8 protein-coding genes and 1 rRNA gene are annotated in these 8,655 nt (G+C 73.7%); 2 read left to right on the forward strand and 7 right to left on the reverse strand.

Going from position 1 to position 8,655, the window contains the following annotated elements; translation table 11 throughout:
- Nucleotides 1-50: 50 nt before the first annotated feature.
- Nucleotides 51-335 (reverse strand): hypothetical protein, encoded by a 285-nt coding sequence (locus ABEA93_RS39865; RefSeq protein ID WP_345680890.1) that lies wholly within the window; start codon nt 333-335, stop codon nt 51-53.
- Complete coding sequence (locus tag ABEA93_RS39870) at nt 332-1,087, reverse strand: histone (RefSeq protein WP_345680891.1); 756 nt, start codon at nt 1,085-1,087, stop codon at nt 332-334. The genes ABEA93_RS39865 and ABEA93_RS39870 overlap by 4 nt, the downstream gene beginning before the upstream one ends.
- Before the next feature lie 231 nt (nt 1,088-1,318).
- Here ABEA93_RS39870 and ABEA93_RS39875 point away from each other — a divergent pair, with 231 nt between their 5' ends.
- Nucleotides 1,319-1,660, forward strand: coding sequence for an alkyl sulfatase C-terminal domain-containing protein (locus ABEA93_RS39875; RefSeq protein ID WP_345680892.1), 342 nt, complete (start codon nt 1,319-1,321; stop codon nt 1,658-1,660).
- Between the two features lie 67 nt (nt 1,661-1,727).
- Here ABEA93_RS39875 and ABEA93_RS39880 read toward each other — a convergent pair whose 3' ends face one another.
- Together ABEA93_RS39880 and ABEA93_RS39885 are read right to left on the reverse strand one after the other, a co-directional pair.
- Nucleotides 1,728-2,777, reverse strand: a complete 1,050-nt coding sequence (locus ABEA93_RS39880; RefSeq protein WP_345680893.1) for an HAD-IIA family hydrolase — start codon at nt 2,775-2,777, stop codon at nt 1,728-1,730.
- 13 nt (nt 2,778-2,790) lie between these two features.
- Nucleotides 2,791-3,243, reverse strand: coding sequence for a tetratricopeptide repeat protein (locus ABEA93_RS39885; protein WP_345680894.1), 453 nt, complete (start codon nt 3,241-3,243; stop codon nt 2,791-2,793).
- A 98-nt stretch (nt 3,244-3,341) separates the two neighbouring features.
- On the opposite strand from ABEA93_RS39885, the gene ABEA93_RS39890 reads away from it, so the two are divergent.
- Nucleotides 3,342-4,676 carry a DUF1015 family protein gene (locus ABEA93_RS39890; protein ID WP_345680895.1) on the forward strand — a complete coding sequence of 445 codons (1,335 nt, stop codon included), beginning with the start codon at nt 3,342-3,344 and terminating at the stop codon, nt 4,674-4,676.
- A gap of 335 nt (nt 4,677-5,011) precedes the next feature.
- On the opposite strand, the gene ABEA93_RS39895 is transcribed toward ABEA93_RS39890, so the two are convergent.
- The 3 genes from ABEA93_RS39895 to rrf all read right to left on the reverse strand — a co-directional run bounded on the left by ABEA93_RS39895 (nt 5,012) and on the right by rrf (nt 8,653).
- Nucleotides 5,012-5,701, reverse strand: coding sequence for a hypothetical protein (locus ABEA93_RS39895; RefSeq protein WP_345680896.1), 690 nt, complete (start codon nt 5,699-5,701; stop codon nt 5,012-5,014).
- Between the two features lie 107 nt (nt 5,702-5,808).
- Entirely contained in the window at nt 5,809-6,774 is a 966-nt protein-coding gene (locus ABEA93_RS39900) for a tetratricopeptide repeat protein (RefSeq protein ID WP_425585261.1), read from the reverse strand.
- Between the two features lie 1,762 nt (nt 6,775-8,536).
- Nucleotides 8,537-8,653: ribosomal RNA gene (gene rrf, locus ABEA93_RS39905) — 5S ribosomal RNA — on the reverse strand.
- Nucleotides 8,654-8,655: the final 2 nt, after the last annotated feature.

Raw genomic sequence — 8,655 nt, forward strand, 5'->3', positions numbered from 1 at the left:
CCCGATCCGGCGGCCCGGCCGCAAGGCCGGCGACCGCCGTCAGGACGCGCCTAGCGGTCCAGGCCCGTGAGGACCTCCCGCAATTCCCGGTGTACATCCTCGTACACCTCGGCATGCCGATCGGTAGGCAGGACCCCGGCCTGCGTCAGCCGCGCCACCGCACGGTCCACCTCCGGCTCGCCCGTCGGCACCGGAGGCTCCACCTCCAGCGGCGCGACCTCCTCGACCGCGGGCTCGGCCCCGGGCCCCGGCGCGCTCTCCGGCCCGGCATCCGCGGCGGCGGGCCCGGACGGCTCGGGCTCCGCCGGCCGCGCCACGTCCCACACGTTGCTCACGCCTCGCCGTCCTTCCGGGGCGCCTCGGCCGGCGTCTCCGCGGACTTCGGCGGCGCCGCCTTCTTCGCCGCGGCCTTCTTCGCCGGCGCCTTCGTCTCCGCCGACTTCGCGGTCCGCGCCGCCGCGGTCTTCTTCGCCGCCGCCTTCACCGGCTTGGCCACCGGCTTCGCGACCGGTCTCGCAACGGGCTTCGCCACCGGCTGCTGCGCCGCGGCCTTCTTCGCCGCCGCCTTGCGCGCGGTCCGCGCCGGCGTCACCGTCCGCCGCGCAACCGGCGCCCCCGGCTCGGCCGCCTTCGGCGCCCGCGCACCGGACGAACGCACCGGCACCGGCTCCTCGTCCGCCACATCCACCACCACCGGCTGCGGACGCGACGGCCGCCGCGGCGCCGACGCCTGCGCCAACCGGTGCTCCAGATCCGTCACCCGGTGCTCCAGGCGCGCGACCTCGTCCTCGACCCGGCGCACATCGTCCGCCCACGGCCGCAGCCGCGCCATCGCCTTCTCCACCTCGCCGCGCACCACACCGACCAACAGGTCGCGGTTCGCCTTGCCGGTGGTGAACAGATCGTCGGCGATCTGCTGCACGTACTGGGGCACCGTCTGCGCCTGCTGCGCCACCTGGGCGGGCACCCCGTCCAGGTCCACGCCCGTCTTCTCGACCAACTGCTTCGCAGCCTCCGTGACCCGCTGGACGGTCATCTCCGTCAGCCCAGTCGCGATCTGCAGGTAACTGCGCAAAGCATCACGCATGGTCCGGCGCCTCCCGGGGCTCGCTCGGTGTCGCAGGGGCCATCTCCTGGCCGTACTCCCCTACTGTCCCGACGCTACCGCCTCCACACCCGTCAAGCCGCCCGCGTCGGCCGAACGGGCAAGCCATGCCTTCCCGGGACATGCCGGGGGATGCCGTGGGATAGCGTCATGACACACCCGTCTCCCGCACCCCACACCCGTGATAGACCCGCGATCCGAAAGGGCGCTGCCATGGCGACCGTCGACGAATGCCGCGCCGCACTCGACCAGTTCTCCGCGAAACTCGGCGGCGCGGAAGGTGACGCCGGGCGCGCCGCGCACCTCGACCGCAGCCTCAGCTGCCGCATCCCCGACCTGGACACCACCTTCCGCGGCCAACTGCGCGGCGGCGCCCTCCACGACATCACCACCGAACCCAGCGGCGACAAAGCCCAGATCCGCCTGGAGATCGGCAGCGACGACCTCATCGCGCTGGTCGCCGGCAAGCTCGACTTCGCATCGTCGTGGGCCCGCGGCCGGGTCAAACTCGAAGCATCGATCAAGGACCTGCTGACGCTCCGCAAGCTCCTCTGACCGACACCGCCCGACACAGGCCCACCCGTCCGGCTCCGACCGGCCCGGCCGGACACCGCCGATCGGGCTAAATCCCGGAAGCCGCCAGCGTCTTCGCCGCCGCGGCCACATCCACGTCGCCGCCCGCGTCCACGGCCTCCCACACCGCCGGACACGCCGCACGCAACGCGTCGTACGGCTCCCCCTCACCCGACAGCACCACATCCCCGCCGGCCACGCGCACCGTCCAACCCCCGCACGACCACACCACATCCGCCGTCACACCGGTCGGCCCACCCGACCGCACCCCCCGCGGCAACGGCTCCAGCAGCGCCCGCAGATCCCGCGCCACAAACGTCGGACGACTCCCCCGCGGCGCCCCCAACACCCCCGCCACGTCCGTCACCCCCGTCATCACCAGCAAGGAATCCACCCCGCCCGCCACCGCACCCTCGATGTCGGTGTCCAGCCGGTCCCCCACCACCAACGGACGCCGCGCCCCCGTCCGCAGCATCGACTCGCGGTGCAACGGGAGTTCCGGCTTCCCCGCGACCACCGGCTCGGCACCCGTCGCCGCCCGTACCACCCCGACCAACGCCCCGTTGCCCGGCGCGATCCCCCGATCGGTCGGAATCGTCAGATCCGCATTCGACGCGAACCAAGGCAGCCCCGCACCCACCGCGTACGACGCCTCCGCCAGCAACCCCCAGTCCACCGCGGGCCCGAACCCCTGCACCACCGCCACCGGCCCGTCCGCCGCCGACCCCACCGGCACCAGACCCCGCTCACGCAGCGCCGCGACCAAACCCTCCGCACCGACCGCCAGCACCCGCGAACCCGCCGGGAACCGCTCCGCCACCAACCGCGCCGCGGCCTGCGCCGACGTCACCACATCCGACGCCTCCGCCGGAACCCCCAGCTCCACCAGATGCGCGGCCACCGCCTCCGGCGTCCGCGACGCGTTGTTCGTCACGAACGCCAGCACCATCCCGGCCGCCCGCGCCCCCGCCAACGCCTCGGATGCATGCGGCACCGCTCGTGGCCCGGTATAGACGACCCCGTCCAAATCCAGCAGCGCGACGTCGTACACCTCCACCGGAACCACCGCGTCCGCCACGCCCGCACCCGCCGCACTCACACCCGCTGCCCTCCTACATACCGGTCTCCCGCGCCCGCAACGTCGCCCGGGCCTGAGTCAGCGCCACACGGTAGTGCTTCGTCCCCGGACGCATCGCCACCGCCAGCGCCAAATGCTCCACCGCCGTCTCGAAGTCCCCCACCCGCGACGCCGCCAAGCCCCACCCGAACTGCGCGTAATCGTCCGCCGGATCGGACTCCGCCACGGTACGGAACTCCGCCAACGCCGCCGCATACCGGCCCGCGTCGAACAACGCCCGCGCCAACGCCTCCCGCACGCTCCGCGACTCGGGCACCGCCCCCGCCGCCCGCGCCAGCAACTGCGCCGCGGCAGCCGGATGCCCCGAATCCAGTAAGCCGACACCCCGCCGGTACCACTCGTACGCATCCCCCTCGGGCACCCCCGACGCCCCCGCGCCGCGCCCGCCACCCTCGCTGCCGAACTGCTCCTGCGGCCCACCCGTCATCGTCCGCTCCCGTCCGCCGCGCCGACGCCCGTGCCCCGGGCCGGCCGGGGAGCCGAGGCGCCGACCCCCCGCGCGATCATGGCCGTAGCATGCCCCCCATGGACCACGCCGACACGAACGGGCTCGATCTCGCGCCTTTCCGGGGACTGCGCTACGACCCCGCCAAGGTCGGCGACCTCGCGCTGGTCACCTCGCCGCCCTACGACGTCGTCGAACCCGGCGGCATCGGCCTCCTCGAGGACTCCGACCCGCACAACATCGTGCGCGTCGTCCTCCCCCGCTCGGACCCCCGCTCGGACCCCCGCTCGGACCCCCGCGCCGACGCGTGCGGCGCCGACGGCCCCTACGCCCACGCCGGCGTCACCCTGCGGACCTGGCTCGCCGAAGGCATCCTGCGGCCCGATCCGGAACCCGCCCTCTACGTCTACGAGCAGGTCACCGCCACCGCCCACCAACGCGGCCTCATCGGCGCCCTCGCCCTCGGCGGCCGCGAAGGCAACCCCGCGGTCCTGCCCCACGAAGACGTCATGCCGGGACCGGTCGCCGACCGCACCGACATCATGAACGCCACCCAGGCCAACCCCGAGCCCATCCTGCTCGCCTACTCCGGCGACGGCCCCGCCTCCGACGCCATCGACGCGGCCTGCGCCGACGGCCCGCCGCTGCTCGACACGCGCACCCCCGACGGCACCGAGCACCGCCTGTGGGCCATCACCGACCCCGACACACTCACGGGCATCCGCGCCGACCTCGCCACCCGCCGCGCCCTCATCGCCGACGGCCACCACCGCTGGGCCGGCTACCGGCGGCTCCGCGAAATGGCCCGCGCGGCCGGCCGCGGCCCCGGCGCGTGGGACCGCGGGCTCGTCCTCCTCGTCGACACCGCCCGCTACCCGCTCCAGGTCGGCGCGATCCACCGCGTCCTGCCCGGCCTCGCGGTCGACCGGATCCTCGAAGGCCTCCTCGCGCACGGCCCGGCCGGCTCCGGCGCGTTCCTCGCCCGGCGGGTCGAAGACCCGTGGCCGTCGGTGCTGTGGACCCTCGAACGCGCCGAAGGACCCGCCTATCTGCTCACCGGCGACGGCTCGTTCCACCTGCTGACCGACCCCGACCCGGAACTCCTGGACGCCGCCGTGCCGTTCGACCGGCCCGCGACCTGGCGCAACCTGGACGCGACGATCCTGCACGCCGCCCTGCTCGACCGCGTGTGGAACGTGCCGGACGACCCGGCGCACATCACGTACCACCACGACGCGGTCGCCGCGATCCGCGAAGCCCAGCGGACCGACGGGACCGCGGTCCTGCTGCGCCCGGTCGGAGAGGCGCTGGTCCGCGACTTGGCGGAGCAAGGCGTCCGGATGCCGCGCAAGTCGACCTCGTTCGGACCGAAGCCGGCGACGGGGTTGGTGCTGCGGAGCCTGGCGCTGGATTGAGGGCCGGGGGGCGGGCCGCGGGACGTGGCCGGCCGAGGGGTGGTGACGGGGCGGCAGGCAGCCGGCGGCGGGCCGGCATCCGAGCCGACGGGCCTCCGGCAACTCGGCGTCGGGTCGGCTGCCGAGTGCCTTCCCATCGCGTGGTCGGCCCGGACCTGGACGTCGTAACCGTCCTGCCGCCCCGGGCTCCTGCCTTTGTGCGCCCATCGACTGCGGCTGCGGTTTTGATCGAAAGTGTGCGGGTGAGTCGATCGCACGGGGCCCGTTATTGATCACTATCGATCATCGATGCCGTTCGGATCCGACCGATTACGCCTGCTGCTGTCCGCGTTCGGTCAATGCCGATTGGGGTCGTTTGCATCCTCGGCGGGCGTGCCGACCTCGTACAGGCGCTTCTTCAGCAGCTCCGCCGCGCGCTCCGGCGACGTGTGCACGTCGAACCACGAGCGGTGCCGGTGCTCCCCCGGGCGGTGCAGGTTCACGGCCACCCACGAGTAGACGCCCCACAGGATCTCCCGGCGCCGCTCCGGCGAGCGGACCGCGAGCGCGAACGGCACCGCCATCCCGGCCCGCACCAGGGTCATGGTCTGCGGCGATTCGTCGCCGTCCTCGGCCGGCTGCGGAATGCCCCCGCTGAGGAACACCGGATCGTGGGTCACCTTCATCCAGTCGACGGTCGACCCGGGCACCTGCTCGACGAGCGCATCGGTCACACCGTCGCGCACCACACCCGGCAGATCGCCGAGCATCCACGCGAGAAAGTGATCGACTTCGCTCAGCTTCGCGAAGTCGTCCTGCGGCGGGCCGAACCGAGGATTCGGCTCGTACTCACCGGTGAGCACGCCGTCGTCGCCCACCGCCCAGCCGCCGGCGACCGCTTCGACCGGGACGTAGCCGTCGGGATCGTCGACGTACTCGGTGCTGATCTCGTAGATCCATCCGCCGGGCTGCGCGGCCGCGGCCTCCGCCAGATGCGGCGGCGGTGTCCGCCACTCGCTCCGCGACTCGGACTTGCTCTCGCCCACGCCTGATGCCTCCCCAAGCCCGCCCGTCAGGCGGACAAGCCTACAAACGAAAGTGGCCCGGACTCCTGGGGAGTCCGGGCCACTGGGGTCATCTGCGACGACTTCGCCTACTTGTCCTGCGCCTTGTCGGCCGCCTCGTCGCGCTTTTCGTCGCGCTCCTCGTCGGTCAGGGCCGCCGGGAGGTCGTCGTCATCGTCGAGGTCGTCGTCGGCGAAGACGTCGATCTCGTCGGCCTCGCGGTCGTCGTCCTCGTCGTCTTCTTCGTCGTCCTCGTCGTCTTCGTCTTCGTCGTCGTCGAAGTCGTCCTCGTCGAAGTCGTCCTCGGCCTCGTCGTCCGCGGCCTCGTCGTCCGCGGCACGCCGCGTGCGGTCGCCGGCCTCGGCGATCTCCTCGTCGACGTCGTCGAGTTCCGGGTCGTACGCGTCGACGAACTCCGAACCGTCCAGCTCGGCCAGCCGCTCCGCGGCGCCCGTCGAACCGTCGGCGTCGGCGTCCGCGGCACGCGCGAACCACTCGCGCGCATCGTCCTCACGACCGACCGCCAGCAGCGCGTCCGCGTAGGCGTACCGCAGCCGGCCCGACCACTCGCGCTGCGCCGGCGCGTTCAGCTCGGCCACCTGGAGCGTGACCACCGCGGCGTCGAGCTGGCCCATGTCGCGGCGCGCACCGGCGGCGACGATCCGCAGCTCGATCTGCGCGGCCTTGTCCAGGTCCCGCACCTCCGGCGCACCCGCCATCTGCAGCGCGCGCTCCGGGCGGCCCAGACCGCGCTCGCAGTCCGCCATGACCGCCCAGTGCTCGTTGGAGCCGGTCATCCGGCGGGCGGCACGCAGCTCGGACAGCGCCTCGCTGTACCGGCCCGTCATGTACGCCGCGATGCCCGCGGCTTCCCGCACCGCCGCGACGCGGGACGCGAGCCGCAGCGCCACGCGCGAGTAGCGGTAGCCCGCCTCCGGGTCCTCGTCGATCAGGCGCCCGGTCATCACCAGGTTCTTGGCGACGTCGTCGGCCAGCGTCTTCGGCAGGCTCCGCAGCTCCTGACGGGCGGCGGCGTCCAGTTCCTCACCGGTCACGTCCGCCGGGATCGGCAGCCGGTCGACCGGCGGGTTCGGACGGTCGCGCTCGTCGAAGCCGAACGGCCGACGGTTGCCGCGCTCGCCGCGGTCCCGGTCGCCGTACGACGGACGGCGGTCGTCGCCGCCGCGGAACGGACGGCGCTCATCACGGCCACCACCGCGCCGGTCGTCCCGGTCCCGGGAGAACGAGCGGCGGTCGTCGCGCGGACCACGGTCGTCGCGCGGGCCACGGCTGTCGCGGGGACCGCGGCTGTCGCGGTCGCCGTAGGACGGACGGCGGTCGTCACGCGGACCACGGTCGTCGCGCGGGCCGCGGTCGAAGGAGCGGCGCTCGGGGGCGCCACGCTCGCCGGACTGCGGGCGACGGTCGTCGCGGGGACCGCGGCTGTCGCGGTCGCCGTAGGAGGGACGGCGGTCGTCACGCTGCTGGAAGGGGCGACGCTCGCCGCTGCCGCCGCGGTCACCGTAGGACGGACGGCGATCGTCGCGGGGTCCACGGCTGTCACGGTCCCCGTACGACGGACGGCGGTCGTCACGCTGCTGGAACGGACGACGCTCGCCGCGGTCACCCTGCGACGGGCGGCGGTCCTCGCGGGGACCACGGCTGTCACGGTCACCGTAGGACGGACGGCGGTCCTCACGCGGACCACGGTCGTCACGCGGGCCGCGGTCGAAGGAGCGGCGCTCGGGGGCACCACGCTCGCCGGACTGCGGGCGACGGTCGTCGCGGGGACCGCGGCTGTCCCGGTCGCCATAGGACGGACGGCGGTCCTCGCGCGGGCCGCGGTCGAAGGAGCGGCGCTCGGGGGCACCGCGCTCGCCGGACTGCGGGCGACGGTCGTCGCGGGGTCCACGGCTGTCCCGGTCGCCATAGGACGGACGCCGGTCGTCACGCTGCTGGAACGGGCGACGCTCGCCGCTGCCGCCGCGGTCACCGTAGGACGGACGGCGATCGTCGCGGGGTCCACGGCTGTCGCGGTCCCCGTAGGACGGACGCCGGTCGTCACGCTGCTGGAACGGACGACGCTCGCCGCGGTCACCCTGCGGCGGACGGCGGTCCTCGCGGGGACCACGGCTGTCCCGGTCGCCATAAGAGGGACGGCGGTCCTCGCGCGGACCACGGTTCTCACGGTCCCCGTAGGACGGACGACGCTCGCCACCGCCACGCTGGTCGTCCCGGTCACGGTTGAAGGGACGGCGGTCGCCGCCGCCTTCGCGCTGGCCCGAGGAAGGCCGGCGGTCGTCACGGTCCCGGTTGAACGAACGGCGCTCGCCGCCCTGGCGGTCCCGGTCGCCACCGCCGCCGAACGACGGACGACGGTCGTCGCGCTGCGGGTAGGAGCGACGCTCGCCACCGCGCTCGTCACGGGAGTTCCCGCCGCTGCGATCGCCGCGGTCGTCGCGCTGCCCGTACGACGGACGTCCGCCGTCACGGCCGCCACGCTCGTCGCGCCCGCCCGAGAACCGTCCGCCGCCGCCAGGTCCGCGCCGACCGGCGCCCCCCGAGTTCTGCGAACCACCCGAACGGCGATGCGGTCGCCCCTCAGAGGGATAGGACATGGGATTGACTCCTCGGATCATCGAACGGGCACGCCATCAACATGGCTGCGTCACCCATTGTCCCGCACGCGCCGACCTCCGACGTACCGGGCGGCAGCGGGAAGCGGCGCCGGCCAATGAGAAGGCGGGCCGCGTATACGAAGCCATATAACGCAGTAAGGGGTTCCACCGTTGGGTGGAACCCCTTACTGTAAGTAAATTCCGGCGGCGTCCTACTCTCCCACACCCCTTCGAGTGCAGTACCATCGGCGCTGAAGAGCTTAGCTTCCGGGTTCGGAATGGGACCGGGCGTTTCCTCTTCGCCAAGACCACCGGAAA

The sequence above is a fragment of the Yinghuangia aomiensis genome, assembly GCF_039542225.1.
Lineage (GTDB): Bacteria > Actinomycetota > Actinomycetes > Streptomycetales > Streptomycetaceae > Yinghuangia > Yinghuangia aomiensis.

What these genes read in the sequence shown, in the direction of transcription:
- ABEA93_RS39870 (WP_345680891.1), bottom strand. Translation starts at nt 1,087, where the DNA reads ATGCGTGATGCTTTGCGCAGTTACCTGCAGATCGCGACTGGGCTGACG.
- ABEA93_RS39885 (WP_345680894.1), bottom strand. Translation starts at nt 3,243, where the DNA reads ATGACGGGTGGGCCGCAGGAGCAGTTCGGCAGCGAGGGTGGCGGGCGC.
- ABEA93_RS39875 (WP_345680892.1), top strand. Translation starts at nt 1,319, where the DNA reads ATGGCGACCGTCGACGAATGCCGCGCCGCACTCGACCAGTTCTCCGCG.
- ABEA93_RS39890 (WP_345680895.1), top strand. Translation starts at nt 3,342, where the DNA reads ATGGACCACGCCGACACGAACGGGCTCGATCTCGCGCCTTTCCGGGGA.